Genomic DNA, 17157 nt, shown 5'->3' with positions numbered 1-17157 from the left:
ACTCCACAGCCTCTCAGTTTGGTTTTTCAAATGGCTTGTCGAAGGTGATTTTTGGATCCTTCCAAGGCCCTTGCACCTTGTACTGCACGCTGGCGAAGCGCGAAACACGATCGCCAATCAACTTGTCGATCAGGAATAACGCGCCACCAATGGCCGGTGCCCCGACAATCAAAGCGGCAATCGGCAGGTTATTGGTCACCGGCAACGTGACCAGCAGCTTGGCGTCGACGCGGTCGGCTACCAGGTCCAGCGTGCCATTGAGCTCCAGGTTGGTGGAAGGCCCGGTCATGGTGATGGGTTCACGCGTCACAAACACGCCATTGCTGGCCGCGAGCAAGCCTTTGACCCGGTCATAGCTCAAGCCTTTGCCAAGCAAGTCCGAGAAGTCCAGACGCAAGCGGCGCCCGATGGAGTTGAAGTTCAGCAAGCCAAATACCCGCAGAGCCTGCGCGCCACCTTCGACCTCAACGAACTGGCCTTTACGGAACGCTGCATCCAGGCTACCGGAGAAGCGCTTGGGACCGACCCAAGCCGGCGAGCCCGGCCAACGACCGTCCACATCCAGATGGAAGTCCTCACTGGTTACCGTCGGCGCGAATCCCCAGCCTTTGAGCACATCGGCGATGTTCTTGCCGTCCAGGCGACCTTTGTACCAACTGCTGCTGTTACCCGGTGCGCCTTCCCAACCACCAGCGCCGTTGAGCTGCATGCCTTTGAGGCCAAGGTCCAGATTGTTAAAGGCAAGGCCTTTGGCCGTCGGCCGTACTTTCAGTGACCAGGCGCCCACCAAGTCCGGCCCCTGGAACAGTTGATTGATGGAGATATCCAGCGCTGGAATGTCCTTGGGGTCGACATCCGCCAACGGGTCCGGCGCGTTTTCGTCGGCCTGTGCTTTCGGATCCACCGCCGGCAATTTCACGTACTGCAGGTTGATTGCAATAGGCGCGCCCTTGGCATCCGGAAGGTTCACAGCACCTTTGGCTTGCTGACTGTCGAACTGCAACCCCCATGCGGACGGTTTGCGATCGAGTTGCAGGTTGACCTGGTCAAATTGGGTACCAAAACCGCTCAACTTGCCCACCTTGAAATCAGCACCGCTGAGCAGTTGCTTGGCATTGCCGCCTGGGTCATTGCCGGCGTAACGGTCGACCAGTTTCTTCCAAGGGTCTATATCCAGCTCCGACAGCACGCCACGGATGCGCAAGCCTTTGGCAGCCGGCAGCACGGCATCGCCGTCCCCCAGGAACAACTCCCCGCGACCCTCATTGAATTTGTCTGGAGGCGACGCAAAGGTGAAGCTCGCCAGCTCGCCATAATCGAACCAGTACCGGCGCTCAACCCCCTGCAAGGTCATGCGAAACACGCTGTCGCGCCCCTGGCTGGCGGGCATGCCGAACGGTGCGGGCAGGTCGACTGCTACGCCTTTCATGTTGGAACTGACCATCAGTTGGCTGTCGGCACCGTCCAGTGTCACCTGCAATTGGTAGGGGATATAGCCGGACACCGGCAGCGGCTGGCTAATTTTCAACCAATCCGTCAAGCGCTTAACCGTGACCTGCCCTTTGGCGGTGATACGCGTGCTGATATTGCCTGGTTTGCCATCGGCAATGATCTGCGCGGTGATCGGACGATCAAACGCCTGGGCGGAGATGTTCTGGCCACTCAGCCCCTTGGTGCTGTCGAAGCGGAAATCGCCCTTGAGCTGGCTCAAGTCCAGAGTCGGCTCGGCCAATTGCAAGCGAGACTTGTCGGTCTGAAAATCCACCACAATCTTGGGTTCGGTGCCTTTGACCAGCGGAATATCCAGGTCCAGCTTGCCTTGCAGGTCGCCCTCGCCTTTCCAGCCGGCAAACGTCGAGCCGGTGCCGATCGGCGCTTCCTGAAGGATCTTCAAGCCATCCCCCAGGCCTCCCGCGAATCCACCGGTGATCAGCAGATGACTGTCTTTACCGGCTGGCGCGTGTGGAATATTGACGTAGACGTCCTTGACCTTGGTATCGAGCAATTGGCCCTTGCTCGCCAGGATGCGCACGCCGCTCTCCTCGACAAACACTTCACCATTGACCTTGCTCACATGCGGCCAGCCTGGCTGGAACGCCAGTTCGGCATCGTGCACCTTGAAAAACAGGCTGATATTGCGTGCAGCCGGCAGTGCGTCATGGTTCAGCGAACCTTGGTACTGGAAGAAACCTTGGTCAACCGCGCCTTTGAGGATCGCTGTGCGCAACCACTCATCCAGCGACGGGCTCAATACCGCCGGCAAATACTTGGGTGTAAACCGGCCATCGCCATCGACCATGCCGACCCGCAGGTCCATATAGTCTTCCTGGCTGTGATCGAAATGCAGCCGAATCAGGAAGTCTGCCGCAACCTTGCCTTCTTCGCCGAGCACCTTGATGTAGGGGGCGATCAGGGTGAAACCTTCTTTATCCAGCTTCCACGTCAGGCGTGCATTGGCCTGGATGTACTGCCACGGCTTGGCAAAGATCGGGTACAGGTGCAAGGAGAAGTCCTTGCTGTCCATGCGCAACTCACCGTGGCCCAGGTCGCCGCTGATACTGCCGGACACGTTGCGCGCAGCCGGCGCGCCGAAGTAGGCATCAAACCCGATGCGCTCGAGGTTGGCGGCAAAGCTGACCTTCTGATCGCTCGTGTCCTGGGGACGGAAATCCACCAGCACGTTGCGCAGCATGCCAGTGGCCTTGAGGTGTTCGACGGCTTTTGCAAAGCCTTCCGGCAGGGGCGCCAAGGCATTCAGCAGCGGCGTAATGGGGGTGAGGTCAAGGCGGTCGGCCTGAAGTTTCCAGACTTCCAGATCCTTGTCGGTAGCCAGGCTCTGCTGCAATTGCAGGCGCGACTCCCAGCGCGTGTCACCGATGTTCATTGCCAACGAGTCAAACAGCACATTGAGGCCGCTCTCACTGCGTTGCAGGTAAGCCGTGAGGGCAAGGTTTTCGATATGGACCGGCTTGCGGTCGGCGTAGCTGCCTTTCACCTGGGGTGAGTTGAGACGCGCCACCGCGCTTTGCACGGTGCCTTTGGCCCAGGTCAGCCAGAATTCGCCGCCGGCCTTGAACTGCGTGACTTTCCATTGCTGGGTCAGCCTGCCGGGTATCCATTTGGCCCAGTCGCTTTGCGGAAGGCTCAGGTAAGCCTGGACCTCACCGTCTTTCCAAGCGCTGGCGCGAATACGTGTACGCAGGTTGACAGCCAGTGGCTGGCCATCCGGCAGGGTCAGGCGGGCATCGAGGCGCTGGCGAGTGGCGCCGGTGTGCAGGCTGAGGCCCACGTAAGTCAGGGTCAGCGGCGCCTGGCCGAACGGTTGCAGCGTGACCTGGCTATCGAGCAACGACACGCGCTTGACCATCTGCATGCGCGTCAGCAACTGCTCAGGGTCCAACGGCTGATCGTCCTGTACCGGCAGTCCCTGGAGCGCCCAGTGGCCGTCCTTGTCCTCCTTGACGCTCAACTGCAGCCCGCTGACTTCCAGGTGGGCTATGCGCACCTCGCGGGCCATCAGGCTGGCCCAGATATCCGGCACCACTTCAACCTGGTCCAGGCGCAAGGCACTGCTGCCCTCGCCGACCATCACGTCGTGAGCCAGCAACACGGGGGCGAAACCGCTCCAGCGGCCTTCAAGGCTGCCGATTTGCACGGGCATGTCCACCGCAGCCTGAGCCTTGGCTTGGATTTCGGCGCGGTATTCAGCCACCAGCGGGGTCAATTCACGACCCAGGCTCACGTACACCGCAGCCAACACCAGCACCAAGGCACACAAACCCAGGCCCCAACGGGTCAAAGCGGCAAAAAAGCGTATCAGACGCTCCATGTCAGGCGACCCTCAAAGCAGTTGACGGACGGCAGATCAAGGTCTGCCGTTCTCGAAGAAATTAAGCGATTGGGGATCAGAGCAGCACCACGTCATATTGTTCCTGGGAATACATGGTTTCGACCTGGAAGCGAATCGTGCGCCCGATAAAACCCTCCAGCTCGGCGACGTTACCAGACTCTTCATCGAGTAACCGATCGACGACTTTCTGGTTGGCGAGCACTCTATAACCTTCGGCCTGATAGGCGCGTGCCTCCCGTAGGATTTCGCGGAAAATCTCGTAGCAAACCGTTTCCGGGGTCTTCAGCTTGCCGCGCCCCTGGCAGCTGCTGCAGGGTTCGCAGAGCACTTGCTCAAGGCTTTCGCGGGTGCGCTTGCGGGTCATCTGCACCAGGCCCAGCTCGGTGATGCCGATGATGTTGGTCTTGGCGTGATCGCGCTCCAGTTGCTTCTCGAGGGTACGCAGCACCTGGCGCTGGTGCTCTTCGTCTTCCATGTCGATGAAGTCAATGATGATGATGCCGCCCAGGTTGCGCAGGCGCAGTTGGCGGGCAATCGCGGTGGCGGCTTCAAGGTTGGTCTTGAAGATGGTCTCTTCGAGATTGCGGTGGCCGACAAACGCGCCGGTATTGACGTCGATGGTGGTCATGGCTTCTGCCGGGTCCACGACCAGGTAGCCGCCGGATTTGAGCGGTACTTTGCGCTCCAGGGCTTTCTGGATTTCGTCTTCGACACCATAAAGATCGAAGATCGGCCGCTCGCCGGGGTAATGCTCCAGGCGGTCGGCAATTTCCGGCATCAATTCGGCGACAAATTGTGTGGTGCGCTGGAAGGTTTCCCGCGAGTCGATGCGAATTTTCTCGATTTTCGGGCTGACCAAATCGCGCAATGTACGCAGCGCGAGGCCAAGGTCTTCATAGATCACGCTCGGTGCGCCAATGGTTTTGATCTGTGCGCCGATCTGGTCCCACAGGCGCCGCAGGTATCGGATATCCATGAGGATTTCATCGGCGCCGGCGCCTTCTGCGGCCGTGCGCAGGATGAAACCACCCGCTTCCTTGATGCCCTCGGCAGCCACACAATCGCTGACCACCTTTTTAAGGCGCTCACGCTCGGCTTCGTCCTCGATTTTCAAGGAAATACCGACATGCGCAGTGCGCGGCATGTACACGAGGTAACGCGAAGGAATCGACAGTTGAGTAGTCAGCCGCGCGCCCTTGGAACCGATCGGGTCCTTGGTGACCTGCACCACCAGGCTCTGCCCTTCGTGTACCAGCGCGCTGATGCTTTCAACCGCCGGGCCTTCGCGCAGCGAAATTTCCGATGCATGGATAAACGCGGCACGGTCCAGGCCAATGTCGACAAATGCCGCCTGCATGCCTGGCAACACGCGCACCACTTTGCCTTTATAGATATTGCCGACAATGCCGCGCTTCTGGGTGCGCTCGACGTGCACTTCTTGCAGAACACCGTTCTCTACCACCGCCACGCGCGATTCCATCGGCGTGATATTGATCAGAATCTCTTCACTCATGGCTGGGTCTCGTTCAGGCGTTTTCACAATAGTGACCGATCGCTTAAGGCTTGGCGCTGGGATACGGCGTTCAGCGCGCGGTAAGGTTTTGCCAACAGGGTATGCCGAATTGACCAAGCAGTTGCGCGGTTTCGCACACGGGCAGGCCTACCACGGCGGAATAGCTGCCATTGAGCCCGGCTACAAACACCGATCCCAGCCCCTGGATAGCATAGCCGCCTGCCTTGTCCTGAGGTTCGCCGCTGTGCCAGTAGGTTGTAGCCTCCTCGACAGAAATAGCGCGAAAACGTACCCGGCTGCTTACACATCGAGTTTCGCTGCGCTCGCCGTCGGTGACAGCAATGGCGGTGAGGACGTCATGCTCGCGTCCCGACAGGGCCATCAACATCGCCAGGGCGTCGGCCTGGTCCACCGGTTTGCCAAGGATCTGACCATCAACGATCACGGCCGTGTCGGCGCCCAGCACGCAGGCGCCGGCAGTCTTTTCAAGCGCAGCAAAACCCGCCGTGGCCTTGCCGTGCGCAAGGCGCTCGACGTAGGCAACGGCGGATTCGTTTGTATGAGGAGTTTCATCAATGGCGGCGCTGACCACGGTGAAAGGCACACCGATCTGCGTCAACAGTTCACGCCGCCTTGGGGAGCCCGAGGCCAGATAAAGCGAATTCATTGCAGACTCTCCCTGTAGGGTTCGATAACCAGGCAGAGCCTCGCAATCCATTCAATTGATTTTATAGCGGCGACGTAAACCACGCAGACCGAAGCTGACCCAAGGCCACAGCAACGCACTGACCAGGGCCGGCAATACCAGGGCCAGGGTCGGCTGGCGGTTACCGGTCAATGCGCTGAGCCACAGTTGCACCAACTGCGCCAGGCCGAAGATCACCAGAATCACCAGGCACTGCTGCCACATCGGGAACATGCGCAACCGCTGCTGCAATGACAGCACCAGGAAAGTAATCAGGGTCAGGATCAGCGCGTTCTGGCCAAGCAAGGTGCCATAGAGCACGTCCTCCGCCAAGCCCAGGCACATCGCTGTGACCATGCCTACCTTATGCGGCAAGGTCAGCGACCAGAACGCCAGGAGCAAGGCGAGCCAGAGCGGTCGCAGGATTTCCATGAATTGCGGCAACGGCGAAACGCTGAGCAGCAAGCCGATGGCGAAAGTCAGCCAGACGATCCAGCCATTGTGCGAATGCGTACCGGCCATTATTCCTCCCTCTGCCGCGTGGTTGCCGGCGCTGCGGCCGCTGGTCGGGTTGCCGGCGTGGCAGGCGGTTTAGCCGCTGTGGCGGCCGGCGTAGTGGCCGGTGGCTTGGTCGCAGCCGGTTTGGCTGGGCGGGCGCTGTGGGCCGCAGGTTTGACAGGCGTCGCCACTGGCGCGACCGGGGTCGCGGCAGGTGCAGGTGGCCCCACAAAGGCTGGTTTTGGCACCGTGGCAGGAATGACCGGCGCGGTGCCGTTCTGCTTGTCTTCTGCTTCCTGCGCCTGGGCAGCGTCGTTGGCACGCTCTTCGGGCGTACGGTTGTCGCTGAATACCAGCAGCAGGTAACGGCTGCGGTTCAAGGCAGCCGTCGGGACCGCGCGCACAATGGCGAACGGCTGGCCGGAATCGTGGATGACTTCCTTGACCGTCGCTACCGGGTAACCCGCGGGGAACCGCTGACCCAGGCCGGAACTGACCAACAGGTCGCCTTCCTTGATGTCGGCAGTGTCGGCCACATGACGCAACTCAAGACGCTCCGGGTTACCGGTACCGCTGGCAATCGCACGCAAGCCGTTGCGGTTGACCTGCACCGGAATGCTGTGGGTGGTGTCCGTCAGCAGTAACACGCGCGACGTGTAGGGCATCAATTCGACCACCTGGCCCATCAGGCCACGGGCGTCGAGCACCGGTTGGCCCAGGACCACGCCGTCGCGCTCACCCTTGTTGATGATGATGCGATGGGTGAAGGGATTGGGGTCCATGCCGATCAACTCGGCCACTTCGACCTTCTCGTTGACCAATGCCGAAGAGTTAAGCAACTCGCGCAGCCGAACGTTCTGCTCGGTGAGGGCCGCCAGCTTTTGCATGCGCCCCTGCAAGAGCAGGTTTTCGGTCTTGAGTTTTTCGTTCTCGGCGACAAGCTCAGTGCGGCTGCCGAACTGGCTGGCCACGCCCTGATAAAGCCGTTGCGGCAGGTCGGTGATCCAGTAAGTCTGCATCAACACCAGCGACATCTGGCTACGCACGGGCTTGAGCAGTGCAAAGCGGGCATCGACCACCATCAGCGCGACCGAAAGCACGACCAGCACTAATAAGCGCACGCCCAATGAGGGGCCTTTGGCGAAAAGCGGTTTAATAAGCCGCTCCTCCCGGGCAAATGTTCTCTTTATTCATACGGCATCAAACCGGCCTGGATGCAGATTGAAGAAGATAAACGCCAACAGGCAGCACTGCAAAGTGCTGCCTGCGGGCGAAGCATGAACCATTCCGGCAATCTTATTCGCTGGAAAGCAGGTCCATGGTGTGTTTATCCATCATTTCCAGTGCACGGCCACCACCACGGGCGACGCAGGTCAGCGGGTCTTCGGCGACGATCACCGGCAGGCCTGTTTCCTGGGCCAGCAGCTTGTCGAGGTCGCGCAGCAAGGCGCCACCACCGGTCAGCACCAGGCCACGCTCGGCGATGTCGGAAGCCAGCTCCGGAGGCGATTGCTCCAGGGCGCTCTTCACTGCCTGAACGATGGTGGCCAGGGACTCTTGCAGAGCTTCCAGCACTTCATTGGAGTTCAGGGTGAAAGCACGTGGAACGCCTTCGGCCAGGTTGCGACCGCGAACATCAACTTCGCGAACTTCGCCGCCAGGGTAAGCGGTGCCGATTTCCTGCTTGATGCGCTCGGCGGTGGATTCGCCGATCAAGCTGCCGTAGTTACGACGCACATAGGTAATGATCGCTTCATCGAAACGGTCGCCGCCTACGCGCACGGATTCGGCATACACCACACCGTTCAGGGAAATCAGGGCGATTTCAGTGGTACCACCACCGATATCCACCACCATCGAACCGCGCGCTTCTTCGACCGGCAGGCCGGCGCCGATAGCGGCAGCCATAGGCTCTTCGATCAGGAATACTTCGCGGGCACCGGCGCCAAGGGCCGATTCACGGATGGCGCGACGCTCAACCTGGGTGGACTTGCACGGAACGCAGATCAGCACACGAGGGCTGGGCTGCAGGAAACTGTTTTCGTGAACCTTGTTGATGAAGTACTGCAGCATCTTCTCGCAGACGCTGAAGTCGGCGATCACGCCGTCTTTCATCGGACGAATGGCAGCGATGTTGCCTGGTGTTCGGCCGAGCATGCGCTTGGCCTCGGTGCCAACGGCAACGACACTTTTCTGATTACCATGGGTCCGAATGGCCACAACCGATGGCTCATTCAGAACGATACCGCGCTCGCGCACGTAAATAAGGGTGTTGGCAGTGCCCAGGTCAATGGAAAGATCGCTGGAAAACATGCCACGCAGTTTCTTGAACATGGGGAAAGGACCCTAGGCAACGCGTGGGTAAAAAAGTGCGGCAAACTCTAACAACGACAGGGATTTTGGGCAAGGCGCCAATGTGCTAAATTGGCCGACTTTCTGTGCACCAACCCCCACAATCGCGGCCATATGACCGTAGAAATGCGGTAGTGTTCCGACAATCTAACACACGGACGCCCTCCGTTCTGTTTTCCACTGGAGAATCCCATGGCGCTTGAACGCTCCGACGTGGAAAAAATCGCTCATCTGGCCTCGCTTGGCCTGAATGAAGCCGATCTTCCACAGACCACCGCAGCCCTGAACAGCATTCTCGGGCTGGTTGACCAAATGCAGGCCGTCAATACCGACGGCATCGAGCCCCTGGCTCACCCGCTGGAAGCCAGCCAGCGCCTGCGCGCAGACGTTGTGACCGAGCGAAATAATCGCGAGGCCTACCAGTCCATCGCGCCAGCGGTCGAAAACGGCCTGTACCTGGTTCCGAAAGTCATCGACTAAAGGGAAAGAGCCTTTCATGCATCACATGACTCTGGCCGAGATCGCCCGCGGTCTCGCCGACAAAAAGTTTTCTTCCGAAGAGCTGACCAAAACCCTGCTTGCGCGTATCGCCGAGCTTGATCCGAAGGTCAACAGCTTCATCAGCCTCACCGAAGAGCTGGCCCTGAGCCAGGCCAAGGCCGCCGACGTACGTCGCGCCAACGGTGAGAATGGCGCCCTGCTGGGCGCACCAATCGCCCACAAAGACCTGTTCTGCACCCAGGGCATTCGCACCAGTTGCGGCTCGAAGATGCTCGACAACTTCAAGGCGCCCTACGATGCCACGGTCGTGTCCAAGCTGGCCGCCGCGGGCGCCGTGACCCTGGGCAAGACCAACATGGATGAATTCGCCATGGGTTCTGCCAACGAGTCCAGCTACTACGGCGCAGTGAAAAACCCGTGGAACCTGGAGCACGTGCCAGGCGGTTCGTCCGGTGGTTCGGCTGCCGCGGTTGCCGCGCGCTTTCTGCCGGCGGCTACCGCTACCGACACCGGCGGCTCGATCCGTCAGCCCGCCGCGTTCACCAACCTCACCGGTTTGAAGCCGACCTACGGTCGTGTTTCCCGTTGGGGCATGATCGCCTACGCCTCCAGCCTGGATCAGGGCGGCCCGCTGGCACGCACGGCTGAAGACTGCGCGATTTTGTTACAAGGTATGGCCGGGTTTGATAAGCAGGACTCCACCAGCATCGACGAACCGGTGCCGGACTACAGCGCCAGCCTCAATACCTCGCTCAAAGGCCTGCGTATTGGCGTGCCGAAAGAGTATTTCAGCGCCGGCCTCGACCCGCGTATCGCCGAACTGGTGCACAACAGCGTCAAGACGCTGGAACAGCTCGGCGCCGTGATCAAGGAAATCAGCCTGCCGAACAACCAGCACGCGATTCCTGCCTACTACGTGATCGCGCCGGCAGAAGCCTCTTCCAACCTGTCGCGTTTCGACGGCGTGCGCTTCGGCTATCGCTGTGAAAACCCGAAAGGCCTCGAAGACCTGTACAAACGCTCGCGCGGCGAAGGCTTTGGCGCCGAAGTCCAACGTCGGATCATGGTCGGTGCCTACGCCCTGTCCGCCGGCTACTACGACGCGTACTACCTCAAGGCGCAAAAAATCCGTCGCCTGGTCAAAAACGACTTCATGGCTGCCTTCGAAGAAGTCGACGTGATCCTCGGCCCAACCACGCCGAACCCGGCCTGGAAGCTCGGCGCCAAGACCGGCGACCCGATCGCCGAGTACCTGGAAGACCTGTACACCATCACCGCCAACCTCGCGGGCTTGCCGGGCTTGTCCATGCCCGCCGGTTTCGTCGATGGCCTGCCGGTCGGCGTGCAATTGCTCGCCCCGTATTTCCAGGAAGGCCGCCTGCTCAATGTGGCGCACCAGTACCAGTTGAACACCGACTGGCACACTCGCACCCCAACCGGCTTCTGAGGAGAACACTATGCAATGGGAAGTTGTGATCGGGCTGGAGATTCATACCCAGCTCGCCACCCAATCGAAGATTTTCTCCGGTAGTGCCACCACGTTCGGCGCAGAGCCCAACACCCAGGCCAGCCTGGTAGACCTGGGCATGCCCGGCGTGCTGCCGGTGCTGAACCAGGAAGCAGTGCGCATGGCGGTGATGTTCGGCCTGGCGATTGACGCCGAGATCGGCCAGCACAACGTGTTCGCGCGCAAGAACTACTTCTACCCGGACCTGCCCAAGGGCTACCAGATCAGCCAGATGGAATTGCCGATTGTCGGCAAGGGCTACCTGGACATTCCGCTGGAAGACGGCACCATCAAACGGGTCGGCGTGACCCGCGCGCACTTGGAAGAAGACGCCGGCAAGAGCCTGCACGAAGAATTCCCGGGCGCTACCGGTATCGACTTGAACCGTGCCGGCACGCCGTTGCTGGAAATCGTGTCCGAGCCGGACATGCGCAGCGCCAAGGAAGCCGTGGCCTACGTCAAGACCATCCACGCGCTGGTGCGTTACCTGGGCATCTGCGACGGCAACATGGCCGAAGGCTCGCTGCGTTGCGACTGCAACGTGTCGATCCGTCCTAAGGGCCAGGTCGAGTTCGGCACCCGCTGCGAGATCAAGAACGTCAACTCGTTCCGCTTCATCGAAAAAGCCATCAACAGCGAAGTGCGTCGCCAGATCGAACTGATCGAAGACGGCGGTAAGGTGATCCAGCAGACTCGCCTGTACGACCCGAACAAAGACGAAACCCGCGCCATGCGCAGCAAAGAGGAAGCCAACGACTACCGTTACTTCCCCGACCCGGACCTGTTGCCGGTGGTGCTTGAAGACTCGTTCCTCAATGACATCCGCGCCACCCTGCCGGAATTGCCGCAGCACAAACGCGAGCGCTTCCAGGCGCAGTTCGGCCTGTCGGTCTACGATGCCAGCGTGCTGGCCTCCAGCCGTGAGCAAGCCAACTACTTCGAAAAAGTCGTGAGCATTGCCGGCGACGCCAAGCTGGCGGCCAACTGGGTGATGGTTGAGCTGGGCAGCCTGTTGAACAAACAGGGCCTGGAAATCGACGAAGCGCCGGTGACCGCCGAGCAACTGGGCGGCATGCTGCTGCGCATCAAAGACAACACCATCTCCGGCAAAATCGCCAAGACCGTATTTGAAGCGATGGCCGCAGGCGAAGGCAGCGCCGATGAGATCATCGAGAAGCGCGGCCTCAAGCAAGTCACCGACAGCGGCGCGATTTCGGCCGTTCTCGATGAAATGCTGGCTGCCAACGCTGAACAGGTCGAGCAATACCGCGCCGCAGACGAAGCCAAGCGCGGCAAAATGTTCGGCTTCTTTGTCGGCCAGGCGATGAAAGCCTCCAAAGGCAAAGCCAACCCGCAACAGGTGAACGAACTGCTGAAAAGCAAGCTCGAAGGCTGATTCGCGGTGAAATGGTCCGGGCGGGATTTCAGGCCCAACTCGGACCCCATGTGGGAGCTGGCTTGCCTGCGATAGCAGCGCCTCGGTGCAACTGCAACACCGAGGTGCCTGTATCGCAGGCAAGCCAGCTCCCACATTTACAATGGGGACTTACTTAACGTGAAGCGTCTACTCGGCCTGCTGGCCCTGTTCTCTATGTTGGCCGGTTGCGCCAGCGGCCTCATCGACCCCAACGGCTACGACGAAACCGGCACCGCCTCCTATTACGGCGCCAAGCACCATGGCAACAAGACTGCCAGCGGTGAACCTTTCAACCAGAACACCCTGACCGCCGCCCATCGGCGCCTGCCCTTCGGCACCCAGGTCAAGGTGACCAACCTTAACAACAACAGATTCGTGGTCGTGCGCGTCAACGATCGCGGCCCGCATACCCGTGGGCGCCTGATCGACGTTTCACGCAAGGCTGCCGAACAACTCGGTATGCTGGGCAGCGGCACTGCACGGGTTCGCGTGCAGGCGCTGAACAACTGATAAAGGAGCCCTGGCCATTTTCGGATTAACCGCCCTCTCGCCCTGGAGCCTGATCGAACTGATCACTGGCCTGGTGTTGCTGATCGTCGGCGCCGAAATTCTGGTGCGCGCCGCCGTGCGCCTGGCGGCCAGCCTCAAGGTACGGCCACTGATTATCGGCTTGAGCATCGTCGCTTTCGGCAGCAGTGCGCCGCAGATGACCGTAAGCCTGCAGGCCACCCTAGCCGGCAATACCGATATCGCCGTGGGCAGCGTCATCGGCAGCAGTATCTTCAACACCCTCGTCACCCTGGGCCTGGCTGCGTTGATCATTCCGCTGCGCGTCTCGCGGCAGCTGGTGCGGCTGGACATCCCGGTGATGATTTTCGCCGGCCTCTTGGTGTTTACCCTGGCCGGCAATGAAGAACTGACACCGCTCGACGGCCTTTTCTTACTGGTTGCGCTGATAGCCTACCTCGGTGTTTTGCACTACCAGACCCGCCATTCCCGCCGTCCACGCACGTTGGACACGGTGGCCCGCGCGCCCTGGCTCAGCAGCGCATTGTTGATACTGGGCGGGTTGTTGATTCTGGTGCTGGCCGGGCATTTGCTGCTGGGCGCAGCGGTGGATGTAGCAAGCGACCTGGGCCTGTCCGAACGCATCATCGGCCTGACGCTGATCGGTGTTGGCACCTCGCTGCCGTGCCTGGCCACCTCGCTGATTGCCGCGTTGCGCGGCGAGCGCGAGATTGCCGTGGGCAACGTGATCGGCAGCAACCTGTTCAACCTGCTTGGCGTACTAGGGTTCACCGCGCTGGTGGCGCCCTCGCCGTTGTCGGTGTCGCCCAACGCACTGGATTTCGACTTGCCGGTGATGCTCGGCGTGGTGGTGTTGTGCCTGCCGGTGTTCTACAGCGGCTACCGCGTCACCCGCGCTGAAGGCCTGGTGTTTCTGGGGTTGTATCTGGCGTATGGGCTGCATGTGGTGTCGTTTACCTTCGGCATGCCGCTGGCCACCCGGCTTGAACAATTGATGCTGCATTACGTCCTGCCAGCGCTGGTCGCGTTTGTGTTGTTCACCTCGCTGCAAGCCTGGCGCCGCCAACACAAGAGGGAATCGCAATGACCGAACAGAAAAAGCCCGGGGTTGAAATGCGTCGCCAGGTCATGGGCGATGTGTTCGTTGACCGCGCCCTGGGCAATGCCACCGAGTTCACCCAGCCGCTGCAGGATTTCGTCAATGAGCATGCATGGGGCAGCGTGTGGAACCGCGAAGGCCTGCCGCTGAAGACGCGCAGCCTGATCACACTGGCCGCCCTCACTGCTCTCAAGTGCCCGCAGGAACTCAAGGGCCACGTGCGCGGCGCGCTGAACAATGGCTGCACAGTGGAAGAGATTCGCGAAGCACTGCTGCATTGCGCGGTGTATGCCGGCGTGCCGGCGGCGATTGATGCGTTTCGGGCGGCGCAGGAAGTGATTGAGGCGTATCAGGCGGATAAGCCGTGACGGCTGGATAGTCAGCGCAGGCAAGCCAGCGCCCACCTTTGATTGCATTCACCGATCAAACTGTGGGAACTGGCTTGCCTGCGACTGGCCCTCAACCCCAGCACAACATTCAGATCCAACCACCGGCCTGCAACACAAAAATCCCGATATTGGTGGTCACCGCCGCCATCAAGGTCGTAATCACAATAATCGCCGCCGCCAGCTCATGGTTGCCCTCGGCCGCCCTGGCCATGACAAAACTCGCCGCCGCGGTCGGTGCGCCAAAGTACAAAAACAGAATCCCCAGCTCCGGGCCCCTAAAGCCCAGCAGCCATGCGCCCAGCGTCGCAAATAGCGGCAGGCCGATCATCTTCACCAGGCTGGCACTCAGGGCCATGCTTCCGCTTTTGCGCAAGGCCGCCAGCGACAAGGTGCCGCCGATGCAGATCAATGCCAGCGGCAAGGTCATGTCCGCCAGGTACTGCCCGGACGACTCCAGCCACCCCGGCAGGCCGATCTTGAAAATCGCGAACGGTGCGGCCGCAATCACGCTGATGATCAGCGGGTTGGCCACCACGCTTTTGAAGATGCTCCACGGGTCGGACTTGATCACCGGGCTGTACACCGCCAGCACGATGGTCGACAGGGTGTTGTAGAACAGGATCACCAGCGCCGCGAGGATCGCGCCAAGGGAAATGCCGTAGTCGCCATACATGCTGGCCGCCAGCGCCAGGCCGATCACGCCGTTGTTACCGCGAAACGCACCCTGGGTGTAGATACCGCGGTCGACGCGCGGGCAACGATAGATCGCCCAGCCCCACGCCAGCGCAAAGCTCAGCAACGTGGCCAGCGCAAAGTAGATCAGCAGACCCGGCTTGAGCGCCGAGTGCAGGTCGGCGTGCAGAATGCCCAGGAACAGCAGCGCCGGCATGGTGACGTTGAAGACAAGGGAGGAAGCGGTGTGGATAAAGTTGTCGTTGATCCAGTTGATGCGCTTGAGCAGCACACCCAGAAACAGCATGGCAAACACCGGCGCGGTGATGGTGAGGGTGGTGAGGAAGATAGCCAGCATGCCGGGAAGAACCTTGGTGGGTGTCGTCAGGTGGCTAATGATAAGCCATGCGGCCGTGCGGCGTCTGGTAGGCCGCCTTCGGGGGCAAGCCCCCTCCCACAGTTGAAGGTATTCACCCATCAACCGTGGGAGCTGGCTTGCCTGCGACAGCGGAGTGTCAGCAACCGATGGGCTGACTGACACGCTGCAGTCGCCGGCAAGCCAGCTCCTACAGGGGCCGCGTCGGTCTCAGGTGATAGGCGCCGGGTTGAACAACGTAATGTCGTTATGCAGCTTATGCCGCTCCGCCCACGTCTGCTTCTTGCCGCTGGCCACATCCAGGTAGAAGTGAAACAACTCCCAGCCCAACTCCTCAATGCTCGCACGCCCGGTGGCGATGCGTCCGGCGTCGATATCGATCAGGTCCGGCCAGCGCTGCGCCAGTTCCGTACGCGTCGAGACCTTCACCACCGGCGCCATCGCCAGCCCATACGGCGTGCCACGCCCGGTGGTGAACACGTGCAGGTTCATCCCGGCCGCCAGTTGCAAGGTGCCGCAGACAAAATCACTGGCTGGCGTGGCGCAAAAGATCAGACCCTTGCCCTTGAAACGCTCGCCAGGGCCAAGCACGCCATTGATCGCGCTGCTGCCCGACTTGACGATGGAGCCCAGGGACTTCTCGACGATATTCGACAACCCACCCTTCTTGTTGCCCGGCGTGGTATTGGCGCTGCGATCCGCCTCGCCTTTGGCCAGGTAGCGGTCGTACCAGTCCATTTCCCTGACCAGCGCTTGGGCCACTTCTTTGCTCTGGGCACGAGCGGTCAGCAGGTAAATGGCGTCACGCACTTCAGTCACTTCGGAAAACATCACCGTCGCCCCGGCCCGCAGCAGCAGGTCCGAGGCATAGCCGAGCGCCGGGTTGGCGGTGATGCCGGAAAACGCATCGCTGCCGCCGCACTGCATGCCCAGGATCAGCTCCGACGCCGGCACGGTCTCGCGGCGGCGCAGGTCGAGTTTCTTCAAGCGCACTTCGGCCAGCGCCATGATCTGCTCGATCATCTCGGTAAAGCCATGGCTGGAATCCTGCAGCCGATACAGCCACGGCTCGCTCAAGTCGACGGAGCTGTCGTTGTCGTGCATCACCTGCCCGGCCTGCAGCTTCTCGCAGCCCAGGCTAATCACCAGCGCTTCGCCGCCCAGGTTCGGGTTGCGCGCCAGGTTGCGCACGGTGCGGATCGGGATGTACGCATCCGTCGCAGTGATCGCCACGCCGCAGCCGTAGCTGTGGGTCAGCGCCACCACGTCATCGACATTCGGGTATTTGGGCAGCAATTCATCCTTGATGCGTTTGACCGCATGGTCCAGCACACCGGTGACGCACTGCACCGTGGTGGTGATGCCCAGAATATTGCGCGTGCCCACGGTGCCGTCGGCGTTGCGGTAACCCTCAAACGTAAAGCCTTCCAGCGGCGCCTGGGTTTCAGGCACCTCGGTGGACAGCGGCAGGCTGTCCAGCGGCGGCGCAGTGGGCATGCGCAGTTGATCTTCCTGCACCCAGCTGCCACGTGGAATCGGCGCCAGGGCGTAACCAATGGTCTGCCCGTAGCGAATAATCTGACCGCCTTCGGGGATGTCTTCCAGCGTCACCTTGTGGCTCTGCGGAATGAAATCCACGGTCACCAGGCCGTCCGGGAACTCGGTCCCGGCCGGTACGCCTTGATCGTTGACCACGATCACTACGTTGTCGCGCTCATGCAAACGGATCGAGCGCGGCGAGTCGGCATGTTCAATCAACTGCATTACATC

14 protein-coding genes are annotated in these 17157 nt (G+C 60.8%); 6 read left to right on the top strand and 8 right to left on the bottom strand.

What is annotated here, in order from left to right; genetic code table 11:
• Positions 1–13 precede the first annotated feature (13 nt).
• From AACW30_RS04685 to mreB, 6 genes are all read right to left on the bottom strand, one after another.
• Entirely contained in the window at positions 14–3829 is a 3816-nt protein-coding gene (locus tag AACW30_RS04685) for a YhdP family protein (RefSeq protein ID WP_200624371.1), read from the bottom strand.
• Positions 3830–3905: 76 nt separating this feature from the next.
• Complete coding sequence (gene rng / locus AACW30_RS04680) at positions 3906–5363, bottom strand: ribonuclease G (protein ID WP_010213134.1); 1458 nt, start codon at positions 5361–5363, stop codon at positions 3906–3908.
• A 70-nt stretch (positions 5364–5433) separates the two neighbouring features.
• Positions 5434–6030 (bottom strand): Maf family protein, encoded by a 597-nt coding sequence (locus AACW30_RS04675; RefSeq protein WP_200624370.1) that lies wholly within the window; start codon positions 6028–6030, stop codon positions 5434–5436.
• A gap of 51 nt (positions 6031–6081) precedes the next feature.
• Positions 6082–6570 carry a rod shape-determining protein MreD gene (gene mreD, locus AACW30_RS04670; protein ID WP_128588513.1) on the bottom strand — a complete coding sequence of 163 codons (489 nt, stop codon included), beginning with the start codon at positions 6568–6570 and terminating at the stop codon, positions 6082–6084.
• Positions 6570–7703, bottom strand: a complete 1134-nt coding sequence (gene mreC / locus AACW30_RS04665) for a rod shape-determining protein MreC (protein ID WP_200624398.1) — start codon at positions 7701–7703, stop codon at positions 6570–6572. Before mreC ends, mreD begins: the two co-directional genes overlap by 1 nt.
• A gap of 139 nt (positions 7704–7842) precedes the next feature.
• Positions 7843–8880 (bottom strand): rod shape-determining protein MreB, encoded by a 1038-nt coding sequence (mreB, locus tag AACW30_RS04660; protein ID WP_002555108.1) that lies wholly within the window; start codon positions 8878–8880, stop codon positions 7843–7845.
• A gap of 210 nt (positions 8881–9090) precedes the next feature.
• On the opposite strand from mreB, the gene gatC reads away from it, so the two are divergent.
• From gatC to AACW30_RS04630, 6 genes are all read left to right on the top strand, one after another.
• A complete protein-coding gene (gene gatC, locus AACW30_RS04655) occupies positions 9091–9378 on the top strand; it encodes an Asp-tRNA(Asn)/Glu-tRNA(Gln) amidotransferase subunit GatC (protein ID WP_003171764.1) in 288 nt (95 codons plus the stop codon).
• 16 nt (positions 9379–9394) lie between these two features.
• Entirely contained in the window at positions 9395–10846 is a 1452-nt protein-coding gene (gene gatA, locus AACW30_RS04650; protein WP_124416437.1) for an Asp-tRNA(Asn)/Glu-tRNA(Gln) amidotransferase subunit GatA, read from the top strand.
• 10 nt (positions 10847–10856) lie between these two features.
• Positions 10857–12302 (top strand): Asp-tRNA(Asn)/Glu-tRNA(Gln) amidotransferase subunit GatB, encoded by a 1446-nt coding sequence (gatB, locus tag AACW30_RS04645; protein WP_124416436.1) that lies wholly within the window; start codon positions 10857–10859, stop codon positions 12300–12302.
• Positions 12303–12461: 159 nt separating this feature from the next.
• Positions 12462–12833 (top strand): septal ring lytic transglycosylase RlpA family protein, encoded by a 372-nt coding sequence (locus tag AACW30_RS04640; RefSeq protein WP_106578662.1) that lies wholly within the window; start codon positions 12462–12464, stop codon positions 12831–12833.
• A gap of 58 nt (positions 12834–12891) precedes the next feature.
• Positions 12892–13938 (top strand): calcium/sodium antiporter, encoded by a 1047-nt coding sequence (locus AACW30_RS04635; protein ID WP_200624397.1) that lies wholly within the window; start codon positions 12892–12894, stop codon positions 13936–13938.
• Entirely contained in the window at positions 13935–14318 is a 384-nt protein-coding gene (locus AACW30_RS04630) for a carboxymuconolactone decarboxylase family protein (protein ID WP_169368228.1), read from the top strand. The genes AACW30_RS04635 and AACW30_RS04630 overlap by 4 nt, the downstream gene beginning before the upstream one ends.
• Positions 14319–14427: 109 nt before the next feature.
• Here the strand turns inward: AACW30_RS04630 and AACW30_RS04625 are convergent, their stop codons facing one another.
• Together AACW30_RS04625 and garD are read right to left on the bottom strand one after the other, a co-directional pair.
• Positions 14428–15369: an AEC family transporter gene (locus AACW30_RS04625; RefSeq protein ID WP_179606343.1), complete on the bottom strand. Its 942-nt coding sequence runs from the start codon at positions 15367–15369 to the stop codon at positions 14428–14430.
• Positions 15370–15597: 228 nt separating this feature from the next.
• Entirely contained in the window at positions 15598–17151 is a 1554-nt protein-coding gene (gene garD, locus AACW30_RS04620; protein ID WP_200624369.1) for a galactarate dehydratase, read from the bottom strand.
• Positions 17152–17157: the final 6 nt, after the last annotated feature.

This window comes from Pseudomonas sp. MF6747, assembly GCF_963890955.1.
In the GTDB taxonomy this organism is placed as follows: Bacteria; Pseudomonadota; Gammaproteobacteria; order Pseudomonadales; family Pseudomonadaceae; genus Aquipseudomonas.
This window is presented reverse-complemented; position numbering and strand designations above follow the sequence as displayed.